This window comes from Kribbella albertanoniae (assembly GCF_004348455.1).
Taxonomy (GTDB): Bacteria; Actinomycetota; Actinomycetes; order Propionibacteriales; family Kribbellaceae; genus Kribbella; species Kribbella albertanoniae.
Genome location: NZ_SMKA01000192.1, coordinates 1 through 18217 on the forward strand (window position 1 = coordinate 1; position 18217 = coordinate 18217).

Annotated in this window: 16 protein-coding genes; 8 read left to right on the forward strand and 8 right to left on the reverse strand. The window is 67.5% G+C overall.

All coding sequences use genetic code 11. The features are described from left to right. On the reverse strand, positions 1 to 2352 hold a 2352-nt coding region (locus E1261_RS31045; protein ID WP_202875177.1), incomplete at its 3' end, for a hypothetical protein. A 104-nt stretch (positions 2353 to 2456) separates the two neighbouring features. On the opposite strand from E1261_RS31045, the gene E1261_RS45505 reads away from it, so the two are divergent. From E1261_RS45505 to E1261_RS31060, 4 genes are read left to right on the forward strand one after another with little or no spacing between them, the layout of a single operon-like run. Beyond that, entirely contained in the window at positions 2457 to 2615 is a 159-nt protein-coding gene (locus E1261_RS45505) for a hypothetical protein (protein WP_165952713.1), read from the forward strand. Positions 2616 to 2657: 42 nt separating this feature from the next. Then, the gene (locus tag E1261_RS31050; protein WP_132412838.1) at positions 2658 to 2909 is read left to right on the forward strand and encodes an acyl carrier protein; all 252 of its coding nucleotides are present in this window, start codon (positions 2658 to 2660) and stop codon (positions 2907 to 2909) included. Further along, on the forward strand, positions 2906 to 4147 hold the full coding sequence (locus E1261_RS31055) for an AMP-binding protein (RefSeq protein WP_132412840.1): 1242 nt from the start codon (positions 2906 to 2908) through the stop codon (positions 4145 to 4147). Before E1261_RS31050 ends, E1261_RS31055 begins: the two co-directional genes overlap by 4 nt. Next, positions 4140 to 4880: an SDR family NAD(P)-dependent oxidoreductase gene (locus E1261_RS31060; protein WP_132412842.1), complete on the forward strand. Its 741-nt coding sequence runs from the start codon at positions 4140 to 4142 to the stop codon at positions 4878 to 4880. The genes E1261_RS31055 and E1261_RS31060 overlap by 8 nt, the downstream gene beginning before the upstream one ends. Here the strand turns inward: E1261_RS31060 and E1261_RS31065 are convergent. Then, complete coding sequence (locus tag E1261_RS31065) at positions 4877 to 6247, reverse strand: FAD-binding oxidoreductase (RefSeq protein ID WP_132412844.1); 1371 nt, start codon at positions 6245 to 6247, stop codon at positions 4877 to 4879. The two genes, E1261_RS31060 and E1261_RS31065, sit on opposite strands and share 4 nt — an antisense overlap. Before the next feature lie 166 nt (positions 6248 to 6413). Here E1261_RS31065 and E1261_RS31070 point away from each other — a divergent pair, with 166 nt between their 5' ends. Together E1261_RS31070 and E1261_RS31075 are read left to right on the forward strand one after the other, a co-directional pair. Continuing rightward, on the forward strand, positions 6414 to 7634 hold the full coding sequence (locus E1261_RS31070; protein ID WP_238176538.1) for a DUF2786 domain-containing protein: 1221 nt from the start codon (positions 6414 to 6416) through the stop codon (positions 7632 to 7634). Then, entirely contained in the window at positions 7631 to 8146 is a 516-nt protein-coding gene (locus E1261_RS31075; protein WP_132412846.1) for a dTDP-4-dehydrorhamnose 3,5-epimerase family protein, read from the forward strand. Before E1261_RS31070 ends, E1261_RS31075 begins: the two co-directional genes overlap by 4 nt. On the opposite strand, the gene E1261_RS31080 is transcribed toward E1261_RS31075, so the two are convergent. Next, positions 8088 to 8705, reverse strand: a complete 618-nt coding sequence (locus tag E1261_RS31080) for a TetR/AcrR family transcriptional regulator (protein WP_132412848.1) — start codon at positions 8703 to 8705, stop codon at positions 8088 to 8090. The genes E1261_RS31075 and E1261_RS31080 overlap by 59 nt on opposite strands. A 124-nt stretch (positions 8706 to 8829) precedes the next feature. On the opposite strand from E1261_RS31080, the gene E1261_RS31085 reads away from it, so the two are divergent. Continuing rightward, positions 8830 to 10329, forward strand: coding sequence for an MFS transporter (locus tag E1261_RS31085; RefSeq protein WP_132412850.1), 1500 nt, complete (start codon positions 8830 to 8832; stop codon positions 10327 to 10329). Here E1261_RS31085 and E1261_RS31090 read toward each other — a convergent pair. From E1261_RS31090 to E1261_RS31105, 4 genes are all read right to left on the reverse strand, one after another. Further along, positions 10228 to 11196, reverse strand: a complete 969-nt coding sequence (locus tag E1261_RS31090; protein WP_238176539.1) for a GNAT family N-acetyltransferase — start codon at positions 11194 to 11196, stop codon at positions 10228 to 10230. The two genes, E1261_RS31085 and E1261_RS31090, sit on opposite strands and share 102 nt — an antisense overlap. Then, positions 11193 to 12221, reverse strand: a complete 1029-nt coding sequence (locus E1261_RS31095; RefSeq protein ID WP_132412854.1) for an alpha/beta hydrolase-fold protein — start codon at positions 12219 to 12221, stop codon at positions 11193 to 11195. Before E1261_RS31095 ends, E1261_RS31090 begins: the two co-directional genes overlap by 4 nt. 20 nt (positions 12222 to 12241) lie before the next feature. Beyond that, positions 12242 to 13927: an arginine--tRNA ligase gene (gene argS, locus E1261_RS31100; protein WP_132412856.1), complete on the reverse strand. Its 1686-nt coding sequence runs from the start codon at positions 13925 to 13927 to the stop codon at positions 12242 to 12244. 82 nt (positions 13928 to 14009) lie between these two features. Then, positions 14010 to 16046 carry a bifunctional glycosyltransferase/CDP-glycerol:glycerophosphate glycerophosphotransferase gene (locus E1261_RS31105; RefSeq protein ID WP_132412858.1) on the reverse strand — a complete coding sequence of 679 codons (2037 nt, stop codon included), beginning with the start codon at positions 16044 to 16046 and terminating at the stop codon, positions 14010 to 14012. 24 nt (positions 16047 to 16070) lie between these two features. On the opposite strand from E1261_RS31105, the gene E1261_RS31110 reads away from it, so the two are divergent. Then, a complete protein-coding gene (locus E1261_RS31110; RefSeq protein ID WP_132412860.1) occupies positions 16071 to 16844 on the forward strand; it encodes a Fic family protein in 774 nt (257 codons plus the stop codon). 306 nt (positions 16845 to 17150) lie between these two features. Here E1261_RS31110 and E1261_RS31115 read toward each other — a convergent pair whose 3' ends face one another. Continuing rightward, a complete protein-coding gene (locus E1261_RS31115) occupies positions 17151 to 17975 on the reverse strand; it encodes an HAD family hydrolase (protein WP_132412862.1) in 825 nt (274 codons plus the stop codon). Between the last annotated feature and the right edge of the window lie 242 nt (positions 17976 to 18217).

Genomic DNA, 18217 nt, shown 5'->3' on the forward strand with positions numbered 1-18217 from the left:
GGCTGGGGGTGGTGGGTAGAGCTGGTAGACGCGGACGTTGCCCAGTTCGAAGCGGAGGTCGGTGAGGCGGTCGAGGTTCTTCGGGGGCTGGGTGACGCGGTCGTCGAGGAGGAGCCACTGGACGCCGTACTTGGTGCGCAGTGTTTCGAGGAGTTCGCGGGTGGGGTTGGCGAAGACCTCGTCGTTGAGTCGGAGCTTCTCCTGGTCCCAGTAGTCGCTCTGCGGCTTGCCGGGGTAGGTGTCGTCGACGCGGGTGCGGTAGGCCCAGCCCTGGACCAGGACGCGGCGTTCGGCGTAGCCGGCGATCCAGTAGGAGCCGGCCAGGCAGCGGGTGGTGCTGGGTTTGTGGCAGTGCACGTTGGTGGCGATCCGGTCGTTGGAGCCGGAGTTGCGGCGGATGAAGCGGGCCGCCTCGATGCCGCCCGGTGCGATCGACTCGTACTCGGTCAGTGACGGCGTGGCGAATTCGCGCACCGACACCAGCGTCGGCGACACCGTGGTCCCCAGCAGGACGGCGACCGCGATGACAGCCCAGGTACGGCGGGAGCCGCGCAGAATCAGCCCGAAGAGTCCGATGCCGAGCACTGCGATCACCAGTGCGACTGCTAGTCCCTGGCCGAAGCAGTTGGTCGAAGTGCAGGAGTCAGGGGACCGGTAGCGGCCCCAGTAGATCGCCGCTGCGCCGATCAGCAGCGCGACCGCGGCAACCCAGTACTGCTTACGTTCCAACGAACTAAGGCCCCAGGTGGCCAGCAAAACGCCGTACAGGAAGCCGGTGCGGACGAAGAAGAGCTGTGCGCCGCCCTCGTCGTACAGAAGCGAGGCGGCGGCCACTGCGGCGAGTAGACCGACTACCAGGAACGCCGGTAGTGGGTCGCGGCGTACGCGGCTCCTGATCAGCAGAGCGCCCACGGCAGGCATCACCCAGCCGATGACGACTACTGCCGCAATCACAGCAACCGCACTGCCGCCACCCATCCGGTCAGCCAGCCAGTCGAACGTGCGGCCCGGGTCGAGGAGGACGCTGGACTCGGTGCCACGCAGTACGACGAAGAAGGTGAGCACGTAGGCCGCAGCGCCCCCCAGACCGAGCAGCAGCCCGCGCAGGTTGAGCCGGCCCCTGCGGACAGTCAGGTAGACCCACGCAGCGGCCAGGCCAGCGCCGTACACGGGCAGTGTGGTCGCCTTGGTGAGAGCAAGAGCAGCGATCAGTACGGCGGCCGCGACCAGCAACCGGAAGACGTGTGCACGAGGCGCGCGGCCGGGCTGGCGGCGCAACAGCAGCGCGGTGACTGCGATGAGCGGCAGCAGCAGCACAGTCGAGAACGCCTGCGGCGGATTGGTCAGCTGGCCGAGTGCGAACGGCCCGTCCGAGAAGACTCGGTCCGAGACGGCCCACGGCCAGGAGGTGAGTTCACCAGCTGCCACTGTCAGTCCGGCCGCGATCGGTGCGGCGACTGCGCGACCGGTCAGCACCATGCCGACAGCGGCTGCACCGACAACCGTCAGCAGGATCCACGCGAACGGGACGATCCGATGCGTCAGTACATCGAGGGGGATGCTCGTGATCCAGTGCGACGACGCGATGTGGTCGTACGCCGCCCAGTGGCCGGTCAGCCACTGGCCATCGGCGTACGGGAGTCTCGGGGGGAAGTGGTGCGTCAGCTCACCAGCAATGGCGAGGTTGTGGGGTGCGTCGGAGTTCGGCCGCAGGGCGGCCGGTCCGTGCAGTGGGATGAGCTGCGAGCCAGTCCGGACGAACCACGCGGCCGCTGCACCGACTGCGACCATCACACCCGCAGTCGCCCACCATGGTGTCGGTCGCTGGGCTCGTGGGGTCCGGGGGAGCGCACGGATCATGCCGACTGCCAGAGCGGGCATCAGCAACGCCGCAAACGGCATGCTGAACAGCATCCCGATCGGGTACACAAGTGCCTCGACGGCGAGCCCGAACGCGGTCCCGAGCACCGCGTCCACCGCGAACCATCCGGTGCCGCCGGTCAGCCGCCGCCAGAACATCGTCCCCGGTATGGCGATCACCACGAGGAAATACGCCAGGTACGCGATCGGCATCCACACCGGATGCTCCTGCAACCCCACGAACCAGGCCAACGGCAGCACCGGCAGACTCACCAGCCCGGCCACCCGCATCCCGCGGCCGCTCAAACGCCGCTCGCCCCGTTGGCGCCGGACCCGCTTCTTCTTCGCAGGAGCCTCAGGTGTGCCCTCGGGCTTGTCCTTCGGGGCATCGGCCTTGCCCTTGTCACCGGCCGGAACAGCCGGAACAGCCGCCAGCTCCTGCGTGACCGCCTCTGATGCGGTCTTCGGGTCCCCCTCGCCAGCTGCAGTCACCCGGAGAGTCTAGGCATGCCAAGGCAGCTCCGAGCCGTTTACCACCGGCACGATCCCCTTTACACTCAGTAACCTCCCAGGTCTCGCAGCATCCGGGAGGTCCCATGGTCGCCCTCCACATCGCCGGCCTGCCGGTCGAGGAGGTTCTGCTCGCCGCGATCGCGGCCGCGAGCCCACTGATCGCGCTGATCGGCTGGGAGATCTCCAGCCGGATGAAGCGGCTCAAAGCAGCCCTCCGCCGCCAGCCCGCGGATCCGACATGACCCCCTCGGCGGCTCCGACGCGAGCGGCTAGGCTCTGGGGTCATGAGTTCGGTCGCGCGGGACAGGGTCCGGGAGTTGATGGGTGAGGTGATGACCGCACAGGGCAGGTCGTTACCGGCCGACGACGGTGCCGAGCTGCGCACGATCGGATTCCGGTCGCTGGACTTCTCCGAGCTCGCCCTCCGGGTGGAGGACGAGCTGGGGGACGAGCTGAACTTCGATGCCCCCGGGCTGCGCCGGATCGCCACCGTCGGCGACGTACTGGACTTCATCGAACAACTCCAGACGGCGTGACTACGCGGCGCCGGACCACCGCACTGATCGGTGACGACAACACCGTGGTCGTCGCCGGCAAGAGCCTGACCTGGCGGACGCTGCACAAGCTTCCACAACTGCCCTCCCCGGCCGCAGTGCTCGTCGACAACGGCGCTGACGCGCTAGCGGCGCTCAGACACCATGCAGTGCACGGCACTGAGCTCCTGGTCGCCACCAGCTCACGTGTCGACGAGTACATGCGCGAAGAGCTCGGTGAGAGTGGCTTCTCGATCGTTCTGCCCGGCGGTGACGTCACTCCGGCTCGGCTGAAGCGGGTGGAGGAGTCAGGCCGCGCCTGGCTGCTCACCTCTGGTTCGACCGGCCGCCCGAAGCGCATCGGTCACACGCTCGAGTCACTCACCACTGTGACCGCCGACCAGCCGCCTCGCACCTGGCTGCTGCCCTACTCGCCCGGCACGTACGCCTGGTGGCAGGTCGTCACGATCTCTTTGACCCAGCAGGACCAGGGCCTTGTGGTGATCGAGCCACACGAGCTGGAGGACTGGCCTCTGACGGCAGCCCAGCACGGCGTCACAGCAGCTTCCGGTACGCCGACCTTCTGGCGGCAGGCGATCTACCGCGACTCCGAGGCGCTGGCCGCCGTACCGCTGGAGCAGATCACGCTCGGCGGTGAGCCGGTCGACCAGCCGATCCTCGACCAGTTGCGCGACCTCTTCCCCAAGGCCCGGATCTCCTGGATCTATGCGTCCTCCGAGGTCGGCGCCTCGATCGTGGTGCACGACGGCAAGGCCGGCTTCCCGCGCGAGTGGCTGCAGCGCACGCCCGATCCCGACCGCCCGATGCTGTCAGTGGAAGGCGACGAGCTGGTGATCCGCTCACCGCACCACGGCGCCGGACTGGTCGGTGCGGTGCATACCGGCGACCGGATCGAGTACGACGGTGACCGGGTGCTCATCACCGGGCGTCTCGACACCGACGAGATCAACGTCGGTGGCTCGAAGGTGTCGGCCGGAGTGGTCCGCAACGTGCTCATGGGGCACCCAGGTGTCTCCTGGGCCCGGGTGTTCGCCCGCAAGGCCCCACTGGTCGGCCGGATGGTCGCAGCCGAGGTGGTGTCGAACCAGTCGCTCGGTCCGATCACCGACGCCGACCTGGTGCAGTGGTGCTCGAGCCGCCTGCCGGACTACGGCGTACCGCGGCGGATCAAGTTCCTGGACGAGATTCCGCAGAAGGAGACGCTGAAGAGCGATGTCTGAGTCCGTACCGCCCGCGTCGGTCGTGCTGGTCTCGGGTGGTTCCCGCGGCCTCGGTCTGGCGATTGTCACCGACCTGCTCGCCGCAGGGATCAAGGTGGCCGCGTTCGCCCGCACAGTGACCCCAGAGCTCACCGCACTCGCGTCGAAGTACCCAGACCACCTGTACGCCGGTTCTGTCGACATCAACGACTCCCCAGCAGTACAAGCGTTTGTGAAGACCGTGGAGTCGACACTCGGCCCGGTCGACGGCCTGGTGAACAACGCTGCGATCGGTCAGGACTCTCTGCACGTCCACACCAGCCCGGAGCGGCTCGAGGACATCATCCAGACCAACCTGACCGCACCGCTGGTCCTCACCCGGTTCGTACTGCGCCGGATGCTCGCCAAGGGCCTGAAGGGCCGGATCGTCAACGTCACCTCGATCTGCGCCCAGCGTGGCTATCCAGGGCTCGTGGCCTACTCGGCAACCAAGGGCGGCATGGACGCAGCCACCCGCTCACTCGCTCGTGAGCTGGGTGGCCGCGTGCTGGCCAACGCCGTAGCGCCGGGTTTCTTCGCCTCCGACATGTCAGCAGTGCTCGGACAGACCCAGCTGGACCAGATCGTCCGCCGTACTCCGACCGGTCACCTGACCGAACCCGAGGACGTCGTCCCCGTGGTCCGGATGCTGTTGCTGGACAACACGAACATCAACGGTCAGGTGCTGGTCATCGACGGGGCTGCGTCCATCTAGGCAGGCCTGATGTTTGCGTTGAGGTGGAACACGTTGTCCGGGTCGTACTTCACCTTCACCTGCTGCAGCCGCTCGTACTTGAGCCCGTACGTCGCCTTGATCCGGTCGTCCTCCGCATCCGTCATCCCGTTCACGTAGCTGCCGATCCCGGCTGTGTGCGGCTGCAGTGCTGACCAGAACGACCGGGCCCACTGCTGGTCGGCCTCGTACAGCTCCGGCACCGGTGCCTGCCCGACGATGAACACGGCGAACTGGTCGGTGCGCTTGCCACCAAAGGCAGTCGCGTCGTCGTCCACCGCGGAGTACGCGTGGTCGAGCCGGTACATCAGTGCCACCGACAGCGGCGAGGTCTTCTTCGGGAACTCCTGCAGGATCACCTCGATGGCGCCGTCCGACAGCTCCTCGAGGTAGGAGCCCTTCTCGTACGAGTAGTGGCCCCACGCGTTCGGCTCGTCCAGCGACTGCTGCAGTGCGACGTACGGCATCGGCGTGACGAGCTCGAACGCCGGCGGGAGCGCGGTGCGGAGCCGGTCCAGCACCTCGGCGTGCTCCTCGGGCGAACCGAGGCCGACAACGACCAGCGCGAAACCAGGTGCGAAGTGCAGCGCCTCCGGGACGAACGGCGCGGGCGGCGCGTTCAGACCGGCCACGACGATGTTCACGTCCGGCGACAGCGTCGGGAAGAGGTCGCGGGCCAGCCGCAGTACCTCGGCGCCCTGGTCGACCGTCCAGAACAGCATGCCGTAGTGGATCATCGGCCCGGCCTCGTGCAACCGGAACTCGAACTCGGTGACCACTCCGAAGTTTCCGCCACCACCGCGGACGCCCCAGAACAGATCCGGGTTCTCGTCCTCGGCAGCGCGCAGAATGCTGCCGTCGGCCGTCACGATCTGCACGGACTCCAGGTTGTCGATGGTGAGCCCGTACTTGCGAGTCAGCCACCCCATGCCGCCACCGAGCGTCAGACCGCCCACTCCGGTGTGGCTGATCATTCCGGCCGGTACGGCGAGGCCGTGGGCCTGGGTGGCAGCGTCCAGATCGCTCAGCAGCGCACCGCCACCGACGCGGGCCCGACGAGCCTCGGCGTCGACCGTCACTGCGTTCAGAGCGCTCAGGTCGATCATCAGACCGTCGTCGACCGACGACGTTCCGGCGACACTGTGCGCTCCGCCGCGCACTGCGATCTCCAGCCCGTTCGCCACTCCGTACCGGACGGCGGTCGCGACGTCCTCGGCGCTCTGCACCTGAGCGATCACCGCCGGCCGCCGGTCGTGCTGCGCGTTCCACAGTCGCCGCGCGTCGTCGTACCCGTCCTGTCCAGGTGTCAGCACCGTTCCGCTGATGCTGAACTCCGCAAGCTGAGTCATTGCATTCCTCCCCCTTTGTGATATCGCCAGGCTAAGTTCCTGGACCCGTCGGGGCGGAGGTCCTTTAGGGCAGATCTTCGCGCGGAATCCGGACCGGCGCCAGGTTATCCACAGGCTGTCAGGGATCCGTTTGGGTGCGGCTCCGGACGGTGTCAGACTCGACCGCGTGAGTGACGAAGAAATCCTGCACCTGCTGCCGATGGCGGCCGCGATCGTTGCCTTGCGCGACGATCGGGCCGACCACGAGCTGGCCCGCCTGGGGGCGTACGACGAACGCGACCAGGGGCAGGTGGATCGCGTCCTGCACAGCTTCCTGAGCGGCCTGCTGCGGACCACCTGGGAGCGTGGCTGGACGCCGGCCGACGTTGTCCAGCACGGCCGTCGCGAGTTCGACACCGGTGTCGAGCCACTCCTTCTGGCCGCGATCGCCACCGAACACCGCAGCTACCGCGAGGACATGGTTGATCCGCGCTGGCTCGACCAACTCATCGACCTCGGCATCGCGCCGCCGTACACAACTCTCGACCTCACTGCCTGGGCCACCGGTCAGCGCATCGGGCGCTACCTCGCGCTACGCCATGCGCTCGCGCTGGCAGGCTTCCTGCAGTCGTTGCCGCCGCTGGCCCGGCTGTTCCCAGCACCAGGAACGACGGTCCGGCGAACCTCCGGCGACCGGCCCGCGGTGCCGGCGAACGCGAAGATGCTCTCGCGGATCCGCAGCCTGCTCGCGAAGGCGGAGGCGACCGAGTTCCCGGACGAGGCGGAGGCGTTGTCCGGCAAGGCGCAGGAGCTGATGGCCAAGTTCGCGCTGGACCGGGCGCTGGTCGAGGCGGATCCCGCGGTCGAGATCCCGGACGACTCGGCCGCCCGCCGGATCTGGCTGGACACGCCGTACGTGTCGGCCAAGGCGCAGCTGGTCGGCTCGGTCGCCACGGCGAACCGTTGCCGCACAGTCATGATCGAGCAGCTCGCCGTGGTCACCGTGATCGGTGCCGACCTCGATCTGCAGCTCACCGAGATCCTTGCCACCTCCCTGCTGGTGCAGGCGAATCGGGCAATGATCGCCTCCGGCAAACACATCGGCCGGTACGGCGAATCCCGGACCAGGTCGTTCCGGCAGTCGTTCCTGATGGCTTACGCGCAGCGGATCGGCGAGCGGCTGCAGGCCGCGACCGAGGCGACCCAGGCCGCCGTACCGGCCGTGGATGCGGATCGGTTGCTGCCGGTGCTGACGCGTCGCGAGGAGCAGGTGGAGGCCTTGTTCACCAAGCTCTTCCCGAACACCAGGACCCGGCGGACGCGGATCACCAACGGCGCCGGCTGGCAGGCCGGTTTGAGCGCGGCCGACCAGGCTCAGCTGGAGGCGCGACGGCAGGTCCGCCGATGAAGGTGCACGAGACGTCGATCGAGGGCCTGTTGCGGATCGAGCTCGATCTGCAGCCGAACGCCGACGGCTGGTTCGAGGAGAGCTTCCACCGGGAGAAACTCACCGCCGCCGGGATACCGCCGTACGACGTCGTCCAGCACAACGTCACGTACTTCGAGCGGGCCGGAATCCTGCGCGGGATCCACGCGGAGCCGTGGGACAAGTACCTGTCGCCGTCGTCCGGCCGGGTGTTCGTGGCGATCGTGGAGCTGCCCACCGGGCAGGTCGAGACGTTCGAGCTCGGGCCCGGGGACGCGCTGTACGTCCCGCGTGGTCTCGGGAACTCGTTCTGCACGATCGCGCCGCACACGGTCTACAACTTCCTCGTGAACGAGCCGTGGTCACCGGAGCGGATCGCGGTGAACCCGTTCGATCCGGAGCTGGCGATCCCCTGGCCGGTCGCCGAGCCGAGCTTCACCGGGCGGGATGCTGCGAGTCCGTCGCTGGCCGAGGTCCGGAGCCGGCAGGCCTGAGGCCGCACAGGACGATGTCGAGCAGCCGCATCGCCTGCTCCGGCTCCGTGTCGCGGGCCATGTTGATCCCACCGACCAGGCGCATGACGTCGTCCAGCTCGAGCTCGGCCCGGACATCGCCGCTGGCCTTCGCTTTGGACAGCAGTAGATCGCCCGCCTCCCGGACGTTCGTCTTACAGGCCTTGAAGAACGCCGAGTCCTTGCCCAGGGCATCCATCAGCTCGACGGCCAGGGTCTTCTTGGAGATGCCGTACCCGACGAAACTGCGCAGCCAGGCTGCGAGCGCCTCGAACGGCGGCAGCTCCCGGTCGAAGTCGTAGGCGCGATCGATGACCGACTGGATCTCTTCGACGTACACGGCCTCGAGCAGCGCGGTCCGATTCGGGAAGCGCCGGTAGAGGGTGCCGATGCCGACCCCGGCGCGGCGAGCGATCTCCTCCAGTGACGTGTCGGTCCCGTGCTCCGCGAACGCCTGCCGGGCGGCCGTCACCAGTAGGTCGTAGTTCCGGGCCGCATCCGCGCGAGTCGGCCGCGTGCAGGGCAGCGGTGTCGATGCCATCGAACCTCCCTCCAGAAGTCCGCAGAGAATATCGCTTGCAAAGCGGAGGATGCCTCCGTATCGTAAACCGGAGGAACGCTCCACTTCCTCCCTCAACTGTAACCCCTCCGGGGTAAGGAGCACTATGTCAGGCACGACCACCCGGCGGCCCGGGGTTGTTCTCGCGGTCATCCTGGTCACCCAGCTGATGGTGATCCTGGATGCGACCGTGGTGAACATCGCCATGCCGGAGATCCAGCACGCTCTCGATTTCAGTCCGTCCAGCCTGTCGTGGGTGCAGAACGCCTACGCCCTGGCCTTTGGCGGTCTGTTGCTGCTCGGTGCCCGCGCCGGCGACCTGCTCGGCCGCCGCCGCGTCTTCATCACCGGTGTCAGTCTCTTCACACTCGCTTCACTGCTCGGTGGCCTCGCCCCGAACGCCGAGCTCCTCCTCACCGCCCGGGTCCTGCAGGGCGTCGGTGGCGCCATCGCAGCACCGGCCGCGCTGACCCTGATGATGCTCACCTACCGCGAAGGACCCGAGCGGATGAAGGCGCTCGGCTACTACAGCCTGGTCTCGTCCGGCGGTGGCAGTGTCGGCCTGGTCCTCGGCGGCATGCTGACCGACTGGGCGTCCTGGCGCTGGGGCCTCATCATCAACGTCCCGATCGGGATCGGTCTGATCATCGCGGCCCGCAAGGTGCTGACCGAGACCGAGCGGGAGACCGGCCGGTTCGACATCGCCGGTGCGGTCACGTCGACAGTCGGCATCACGGCAGTCGTCTACGGGTTCATCCGCGTCGCCGACATCGGCTGGACCGCGGCTGAGGTGATCGCCGCGTTCAGCGTCGGTGTGGTGCTGCTGGTGGCGTTCGTACTGATCGAGCGTCGCGTCAGCCACCCGATCGTCCCGCTGCGGCTCTTCCGGAACGCATCCCGCTCGGCGTCGTACCTGACCATGCTGTTGGTGGTCGGCACGATGTTCGGGATGTTCTTCTTCCTGACCCAGTTCCTGCAGGGCGTGCTCGAGCTGAGCCCGCTGGCTGCCGGGCTGGCGTTCCTGCCGATGACCGGCCTGCTCTTCGCCGCGTCGCGTTTCGTGCCGCGGGTGCTCAACCGGATCGACGGCTCGCGGCTGATGCTGGTCGGCTCGCTGCTGATCACGATCGGGACGGTGTGGCTGACTCAGCTGGACGCGTCCAGCACCTACCTCGCCAACGTGGTCGGACCGATGGTGGTCTTCGGTCTCGGCGCCGGCATGCTCTTCATTCCGCTGGTCGGCCGGGCCATCGCCAACGTGGCACCGGAAGACTCCGGAGCCGCATCCGGTCTGCTCAACGTCGTCCAGCAGGTCGGCGGCGCACTCGGCCTCGGCATCCTCGTCACAGTCTTCGGTACGGCGAGCCGCAACTCCGCCGGTACGACGCCCCGCGCCGTACTGACCGACGGCGTCCACGCAGCGTTCATCGGCGCGGTCGTATACGCCGTACTGAGCCTCGCGATGATCGTGATCAGCGTGAAGCCATGGAGCTGGTTCCGCCGCTCACAGGGCCCGGCGGAAGGTGATCCACTTGCTGTGGACGCTGAAGCCAAGACTCTCGTAGAGACCGAGGGCACCAGTGGGGTTGTCGGCGTCCACACCTAAGGAAGCCCGCTGGTAGCCGGCCCGGGCGCCCTCGGCGAGTACCTTCGCCAGGGCGGCCCGGGCCAACCCACGTCCGCGGTACTCGCGCCGAGTGCCGACCTGACCGACATACACCTCCCGTACGCCTGTCGCCTCGGTGTCAGCGGCCCATTCGTAGCCGAGCGCATAAGCCGCCACCGTGTCACCGTCCAGCACCACATACGACACCTCCGGCCGGAACGACCGCGACCCGGTGACATGGGTCTTCCAGGACTCGGGATCACGCGGCAGTGCAGCCCAGTGGTCCCGAAACGCCTCGTTATGCGCCACCCGGAGCGCCTCGTCGATGGTCGGATCGAATGGCGCCAGCCGAAGGCCGTCCGGTGTCTCCAGAGCCCGGACCGGTTCGTCGAGCTCACGCTTCATGTCATAGAAGTAGCGAGCCTCCTCGAAGCCCAGTCCGCGCAGCATGGCGATCGTGCCGTCGTGCGTGCTCTTCGCACTGGCCCGAACCTCACCGGGGTAGTCCGGAAAGGTCGCAGCGTGCTGCTCACCCGCACCCCGGATGGTCCAACGCATCAGAGCAGCACCGACACCGCGCCGACGCCACTCCGGATGCACAGTGCCCTCGGCGTCGACCCGGTCCACGTCGACGACCGACGTACGTGGGTGGAGCTTGGCGTAGCCGACCATCTGCTCGCCGGACCACAGGCCGATCGTCGCCTGCTCGGTGTCGAGGTGTGGATCTGCCAGCTCCTCCAGGAGGTCGGCAGCCTCGTAGTTTTCGCCGCCCTGGTCGACCAGCTCACGTGCGGCGAGCAGGTCGGCCCAGGCTTGTACGTCGCCCGGGGTGATCGGCCGGGCGACGATCCCCTCGGGCCAGGTCACTGGAACTGCTCGCAGAGCCAGCGGACGGCTAGGGGGTAGCGGTACTCGATGAGGCCGTGTTTGCCGTCGAACAGCTCGAAGTGCACCTTCTCGTCCGGTACTCCGATCGCCTGCAGGCCGCGGTGGAACGCAGTCGCACCCAGGTCGAGGTAGTACTCGTCGCTGCGGCCGGCGTCGATCCAGATGGCTCGCAGCGAGCGCGCCGCGTCGGCGTACTGGGGCTGTTTGAGCATCTCGACCGGGTCCAGTGCCAGCCAGCGCTCCCAGACCTCAGGGATCACCTCGCCGAGGTCGTCGAACGGCAGCAGCACAGTCCCGTCCGGCTCGGCCGAAAACGCCGAGGAGACGCCATAGATCTCGTAGAGCTCGATGTCCTCGTTCTGCAGCCGGCCTGCTCGCCCAGCGGCGTCCTTCAAGAAGTTCTGGATGTCGCTGTCGTACTTGTCCCGCAGAATGCGGGCGATTCTGGGGAAGTCGCTGCGGTAGCTGAGCTCGAAGCTCGCATCACCCGCGTGCGTCGCCAGGGCGCCGAAAACGTCCGGTCGCATCAAGGGCATCACCATGGCGGTGTAGCCGCCACTGGACTTACCAGTCATCGCCCGGTGGTCGCGGTCCGCGATGGTCCGGTACGACGCGTCCACCCACGGCACGATCTCGTCGCACACGTAGGACAGGTACTGGCCGGCGCCGGGCGAGTCGAGGCTCTGACTGCCGCCCAACCGGGTCCAGGTGTCGACGAACACCACGATGGCAGGCGGTACGTCGCCGGCCGCGAACATCGCGTCCAGCAGCTCCGGGTACGGCTGTCGGAAGGCCATGCGGTTGAAGAACATGCCGAGATGACCGGTGTAGCCCATCGTCACGTAGACGACCGGGTAGCGCTGGTCGGACTCGTCGTACCCGGGTGGCAGGTAGACCAGCACGGGACGCTCGTGCGGGTCGCCCAGCGGGTTCCCCCGCAGCAACGCACTGTCGTACGTCTTCTGTTCCAGTCTTCCCGCCCAGTCGATCGACCACGGCAGCATCGACAACCCCCTTCAGACAGTCACATCGCGTCCGGTGCCGCGATGCCTAGTAGACCTAGCCCATCCTGCAACACCTGCCGGGTCGCCGCGCACAACGCGATCCGGCTCGCCCGCGTCTCACCCTCACTGGTCAGCACCGGACACTGCTCGTAGAACACAGACAGAGCGGCAGCCAGCTCATAGAGGTAGGTACACAGCCGGTGCGGCTGCAGCGTCTCAGCGACCTGTACGACGGTGTCGTCGAACCCAGTCAGCAGTAGCGCCAACCGCTGTTCGACCGGGTCGTCCAACAGTGTCACGGCGCCACCGGTCGCACCGGCTTTGGAGAGCAGCCGACACAGCCGTGCGTGCGCGTACTGCAGGTAGGGGCCGGTATTACCGGTCATGGCGACCATCCGGTCCAGGTCGAACACGTAGTCATTGCCCCGGTCGCTGGACAGGTCGGCGTACTTCACCGCACCGATGCCAACGGCCACTGCGGTTGCGGCGCGGTCGATACCGGTCCGGTCGGCCAGCAGGGCATCCGCCCGCTCGACCGCCTCGTCCAGCAACGTCGTCAGCTTGACCGTGCCACCGGCTCTGGTTTTGAACGGCTTGCCGCCCGGACCGAGCACAGTGCCGAAGCTGACATGCTCGGAGGTCGTTGTCGGCGGCAACCACCCGGCGGCCCGCGCCAGCGTGAAGATCATGTCGAAATGCAGCGCCTGCCGGTGGTCGACGACATACACGATCCGCTTGGCCTGCAGCGTCTTCACCCGATGCCGGATAGCAGCCAGGTCGGTTGCGCTGTACCCGAACCCGCCGTCGGACTTCCGCACGATCACCGGCAGCGGCTGACCATCGCGGCCGACAAACCCCGGCAGGAACGCGCAGGACGCACCCTCGGACTCGGTCAACAGACCGTCCCGCTCCAGCTCGTCCACAATCACCGGCAGGTCGTCGTTGTACGCGCTCTCGCCGACCACATCCTCCCGGGTGAGCGCCGAGCCGAGCCGTGCGTACACCTGCTCGAAGTCGGCCAGGCTGACGTCCACCATCCGCTGCCAGCTCGCCCGCGTCGCCGGATCACCGGTCTGCAGCGCAACGACCCGCAGCCGGGACAGATCGGCGAAGTCACCGTCACTGTCGAAGTGCCGCCGACTCCGCTCGTACAGCTCCTGCAACCCCTGTAAATCAAGCGTTTCCGGGTCCAGACTCTCTTCGAGCAGCTGCTCGATCATCATCCCGTACTGCGTCCCCCAGTCGCCGACGTGGTTCTGCCGAACCACCTTGTAGCCAACGTACTGCAGCACGTTGCAAACCGCGTCCCCGATCACGGTCGACCGCAGATGACCGACGTGCATCTGCTTCGCCACGTTCGGCTGCGAGTAGTCCACGACGACCCGTTCACCCCGCGGCGCGAACGCCGTACGAGCGTTTACTGCGGTTGCCAGCACGTCGGACCGCAAGGTCAGGTTGACGAAACCGGGTCCTGCGATCGCAGGGGTCTCGCACAGGTCGTCGACCTTCAGTGCAGCGACGAGGCGCGTGGCAACCTCCCGCGGCGGCAGGCTGAGCTGGTTGCCGAGCCGCAGCGCCAGATTGGTCTGGTAGTGGCCGAACTCAGGTTTGGTCGCCGACCGCAGCTCCGGATCGAGCGTGACACCGAAGGCGGTGGTGGAGGCATCGGACAGTCTGGTGGACAGCACAGACGACACAACGGACATGAGAAGTCCTTCAAAAACGACAGACGTGAACAGGGAGGCTGAGGTGTTCAGGCAGTCTGTCGTCGTCGCGTCATGTCAGCCATTATGCATGACGGTGGCTCCAGTACGCCGACGGCGCTGGCGACCGCTCAGCCAGCGGAGTGATCGCCGGTACGTCGTCCTCGCCCAGGAACACCCGCCGTACGACGCGCTCGCCGGCCCGGCCGTCGTCGTACTCGCAGAAGCGCTCCCGGAACAGCTGCCGGTGTTTGGCGGCCTCTGGAGCAGCGAAAGCACCACTGCGGAAGGCACTGACCAGCTCCTCCGCCGACCGGGCGACCACGCCGGGCGGGAACTCGGTGAGATCGAAGTAGGCGTCCCGAGGCGGTCCGTCGATCAGCAGCACGATCGGACGGTCCAGGTTCGCGTAGTCGAAGGCCAGAGGGGAGTAGTCCGCGATCAGTACGTCGGCCGCCAGCATCAGGTCGTCAACACGCGGCCCCGAGTTCACGTCGAGTACCACTGCCTCGTCCAGCCGACCCAGGTCGAAGTGTGACTCCTCACGCGCGTCCAGCAGCACCAGCTGTGAGTCGTTCAGCCCGAGCGACGCCCTGACCGCCCGCACGTCCTCCAGCGTCGCCGTCAGCAGCCGGTCGTTGCGCGGGTACCCGTACTCGAGCTCTTCGAAGTACGACGGGTAGGTGCGCTCCCAGATCTCGGAGGAGTACCGGTTCGAGGAGAGGTTGAAGTCCCAGTGGTCCACCTGATGGAAGTCCGGCCGGGTGGTCAGCTTCTTGAGCGGTGTGCCGTGCTGAGTCTGCAGATGGACCTGTCCGGAGCGCTTCTGCACGTCCTTCGGCCAGTCCGCGTTGTTAACGAAGTACGTCCCCTTGGCGAGCAGCTTCTGGTACGCCGGTGATCCCGCGACGACGTACTCGACGCCCTCCGGGATGTCTGCCAGGTGCTCTGCCTCGATCACCCAGACCCCGCGGACCTGTGGCGCCAGCTCGGCCGCCTTCTCGTAGATCGCCCGCGGGTTGCACGCATACCGGGTGCAGCGGCAGGCGGCGTACACGGCGAGGTTCGGGTCGAGCTTGGCGCGGTGCAGCAGCTTGTCGGCGGTCTTGCGCGGACTCGGGATCTGCAGCATCTTCCCGGTCACCTTGAGCGTCGAGTACGTCGCGTAGTCGTCGTAGATCAGCTGCCAGCGCCGGAACCCGCGCCTGCTGCGGTCGATCGTGTAGTCCTCGGGCTTCCACCGCTTGGCGAACGCATGAGCCGCATGGAAGAAGTCGGCGCGGTCCTCAGGAGCGATCCGCTCCGGCTTGGCCAGTACGGCGAGGATGTGGTCGAGCGATCGGTCGAACGCGAACCGGCGCCAGCCGGCCAGCTCCGGATCGGACTGGATGAACGCGTGCACCCGGTCGTACTGGTCGAAGATGTCCCACTGCCGGCGGCCGCTGGTGGCGTGGATGTTGCCACCGGTGCGGTGCTGGCGGTAGTGCACCACCACGCGGTCCAGGGTGGCGATCCGCTCCGCGGTCAGCATCGTGGAGTACGTCCAGGGCGCGTCCTCGTAGAAACCGGCGGTGAAGGCGAAACCGTGCCGGGTGAGGAAGTCGCGCCGGCAGGCCTTGTTCCAGACCACCTCCAGGAAGGTGAGGAAGATCGGCCGCTCCGCCGCGGTGAACACCCCGGCGCCCTCCCGGGCGAACGCGTCGTGCCGCTGGTTGCCGACCAGCCGGCCGTCCCAGAAGATCCGCTCGTAGTCGAACATCACGATGTCCGGCTGCCCGGTGTCGTCGATCCGGCGGGCGATCGCGGCCAGCGAACCGGGCAGGTACAGGTCGTCGGCGTCCAGGAACAGCACGTACTCGCCGCGGCACTCTTTCAGCCCGGCATTCCGGGCCGGACCGAGCCCGACGTTCTCCTCCAGGTGCAGCACCCGCACCCGCGGATCGGCGGCGGCATACTCGTCCAGGATCCGGCCGGAGCCGTCGGCGTCCGCGTCGTCGACACCGAGCACCTCGAAATCGGTGAAGGACTGGCTGAGCACCGAGTCCAAGCAGGGCCGCAGCCACGCCCGGGAGGCATGGCAGGGGACCACGATGCTGAACTTGGGGACGGTACCGAGCGCCATGCCAAGTCATCCTAGGCTGCACGTATGACAACAGATGTGTTCGAGCCACTCGCTGGTCTGGAGGGGGTGGGCTCGGCGGCACGCGCGGCGCGGGATGCGGTCGACGTACTGCTCCGGGACAGGGGGCTGCGCAAGGTGGGCGCGGACATGACCGCCGAGGCGTTGCTGCGGGGCGCGCACGCGTCGGCCGCGCTGGCTGGCAGTACGGCGACGCTGGAGGAGGCGCGGGCGGGCAGTGCGGACCCGCTGGTCACCGGAGCGGTCCGGATCACCGGTGAGCTGATGCGGCTCGCACCGCAGGTGGACACCGCGCCGGTGCAGGTCTGGACCAGACTGCACCAGCTGGCCGGGGCCGACCTGGGGCCGGAGCCGACACTGGGCCATTTGCGGACCAGCCGGGAGCCAGTGCCGGACGACATCCCCGGACTGCCGCCGGCACCGCCCGCGGAGGAGATGTGGGAACGGCTGAGCGCGCTGGGCAAGGCGCTGACCCGGCCGTCCAAGGCGCCGGGCCTGGTGGTCGCCGCGATCGTGCACGCCGAGCTCGCCGTACTGCGTCCTTTCCCGACCGCCAACGGGCTGGTCGCGCGGGCCGCGGAGCGCGCGGTTTTAGTTGCCCGAGGCATCGACCCGGTCGCGGTCACGGTCCCGGAGCTCGGTCACTGGGAGTTGTCGGCAACCTATGTGCCGGCGCTCAACGACTACACAGCGCGAGGTCTGGTCGGGGTCCGGGATTGGGTGCTGCGGTCCTGTGAAGTCGTTGCCCTGGGGGCGGAGCGGTCGCCGCTGGCGGGCTGACTGTGTCTTGTCTTATTGGCTTACAGGGCGGACGCAAATGCAACGGCGCTCTCACGGGGAGAGCGCCGTCGCTGGCACGTCAACCTGGTTACCATGCGTGCACCTGTCTGCCGCCACAGGACTAGCCTGGGTCGCGCTGCCCGGTTGGGATGGGCTGGTCGCCGCGTGGGTGCCTGGTTGCCGTGCAATCTCTACCGGATCCGAAGATCCTTTGTGCTTCCTTTGTACTCCTCAAATCCCTTCCTGTGAAGGGGAAGTGCGGTGTTCATGGAGTTGAGAAGAATGAAGCAAACTTCAGCTTTTGCGCTACTCAGCCGATGGTCTGCCGCGCCGCCTGGATGCGAGGAGGAACGCCCCGGCGGCGATCCCCGCAACCACGCCGGCGGCCAGTGCCGGACGCCGTACATCCTTCAGCCGGGAACGCTCGGTGAGACCCACCGGCTCGCTGAAATCCAGCACCGGCCAGTCTCGCGACAGCGCGAGCCGGCGCAGGGCCTTGTCCGGGTTGACGGCGAACGGGTGCCCGACCGCGGCCAGCATCGGCTCGTCGGTGATCGAGTCGGAGTAGGCGTAACTGGCGGCCAGGTCGTAACCCTCGGTCGCGGCCAGCGCCTGGATCGCGGTCGCCTTGTGCGGTCCGTAGGCGTATTCCTCGATCACGCCGGTGTACTTGCCGTCGGCAACTACCATCCGGGTGGCGATCACCTTGTCGGCGCCGAGCATCGCCCCGATCGGCTCGACCACCTCGGCGCCGGACGACGAGACGATCACGACGTCCCGGCCCTCGGCGTGGTGCCGGTCGATCAGCTCGACGGCCTCTTCGAAGATCATCGGCGTGACGATGTGGTGCAGGGTGTCGGCGACGATCGCCTTCACCGTTCCGACGTCCCAGCCGGTGCACATCGCCGACAGGTACTCGCGCATCCGCTCCATCTGGTCGTGGTCGGCGCCACCGAGCAGGTAGACGAACTGCGCGTACACACTGCGTAGCACGGCCCGCCGGTTGATCAGCCCGCCGGCGTAGAACGGCCGGGAGAAAGCGAGCGTGCTCGAGCGCGCGATGATGGTCTTGTCCAGATCGAAGAAGGCGGCCGATCGGGCGGTCTCAGGGGGCGGTTCGGCGTGCTCCATGAGGTCGAGGATAGGCACCTCGGCGAAACGCCGAGCGACCCGGGCTTTTGTGTTGGCGACTCTCCCGTTAGACTGTTGAGCAGTGTGACAGTGGTACTGGTCGCAACGGTCGGTTCACCGGCCGCGACGCCCGGAAACCGCGCGCTCGGTTGCAACAGAACTGAGATGTGTGAGATCCGGACTTGGGGGGTACATACTTCCTGACAGTGGCAGACTGTCGCCTCCTGAACGGCCCCCGGCTC

Bases quoted from the DNA above. Each gene is read 5' to 3' on its own strand.
- E1261_RS45505 (WP_165952713.1), top strand. From the start codon at position 2,457: ATGGTCGCCCTCCACATCGCCGGCCTGCCGGTCGAGGAGGTTCTGCTC.
- E1261_RS31050 (WP_132412838.1), top strand. From the start codon at position 2,658: ATGAGTTCGGTCGCGCGGGACAGGGTCCGGGAGTTGATGGGTGAGGTG.
- E1261_RS31060 (WP_132412842.1), top strand. From the start codon at position 4,140: ATGTCTGAGTCCGTACCGCCCGCGTCGGTCGTGCTGGTCTCGGGTGGT.
- E1261_RS31065 (WP_132412844.1), bottom strand. From the start codon at position 6,247: ATGACTCAGCTTGCGGAGTTCAGCATCAGCGGAACGGTGCTGACACCT.
- E1261_RS31075 (WP_132412846.1), top strand. From the start codon at position 7,631: ATGAAGGTGCACGAGACGTCGATCGAGGGCCTGTTGCGGATCGAGCTC.
- E1261_RS31080 (WP_132412848.1), bottom strand. From the start codon at position 8,705: ATGGCATCGACACCGCTGCCCTGCACGCGGCCGACTCGCGCGGATGCG.
- E1261_RS31085 (WP_132412850.1), top strand. From the start codon at position 8,830: ATGTCAGGCACGACCACCCGGCGGCCCGGGGTTGTTCTCGCGGTCATC.
- E1261_RS31095 (WP_132412854.1), bottom strand. From the start codon at position 12,221: ATGCTGCCGTGGTCGATCGACTGGGCGGGAAGACTGGAACAGAAGACG.
- argS (WP_132412856.1), bottom strand. From the start codon at position 13,927: ATGTCCGTTGTGTCGTCTGTGCTGTCCACCAGACTGTCCGATGCCTCC.
- E1261_RS31105 (WP_132412858.1), bottom strand. From the start codon at position 16,046: ATGGCGCTCGGTACCGTCCCCAAGTTCAGCATCGTGGTCCCCTGCCAT.
- E1261_RS31110 (WP_132412860.1), top strand. From the start codon at position 16,071: ATGACAACAGATGTGTTCGAGCCACTCGCTGGTCTGGAGGGGGTGGGC.
- E1261_RS31115 (WP_132412862.1), bottom strand. From the start codon at position 17,975: ATGGAGCACGCCGAACCGCCCCCTGAGACCGCCCGATCGGCCGCCTTC.